General features: G+C 31.7%; 1 protein-coding gene. It reads right to left on the bottom strand.

Annotated features, from left to right (window positions below; all coding sequences use genetic code 11):
• Positions 1-149: 149 nt before the first annotated feature.
• On the bottom strand, positions 150-334 hold a 185-nt coding region (locus HMPREF0549_RS10025), incomplete at its 5' end, for a hypothetical protein (protein ID WP_003717989.1).

The raw sequence follows: 334 nt of genomic DNA, 5'->3' as shown, positions 1-334 counted from the left end.
ATGGGAGCAGCGTAAGCTAAAAAGCTTTTATTCATTTAAGAACGGAATAAATAAAGGAAAGAATATTTTGGAGATGGGATTCCAATTGTTAACTATACAGATGTCTATCATCATAGAGCATTAGAATCATCTGATCTAAAAGGTAGAGTTCAGGTTACTGCAAAAGAAATAGAAAATAATTCTGCAAAAACAGGAGACTTATTTTTTACACGTACTTCGGAAACAATTGACGAGATTGGATTTCCTTCTGTATTACTAAATATTAATGAGAAAACAGTTTTTAGTGGCTTTCTTATACGAGCAAGGGCGATTAATAAGGATCCATTAAATAATC

This window comes from Limosilactobacillus vaginalis DSM 5837 = ATCC 49540, assembly GCF_000159435.1.
Lineage (GTDB): Bacteria > Bacillota > Bacilli > Lactobacillales > Lactobacillaceae > Limosilactobacillus > Limosilactobacillus vaginalis.
The sequence above is the reverse complement of the archived record's forward strand: the minus strand, read 5'-3'. Positions and strand labels throughout refer to the sequence as shown.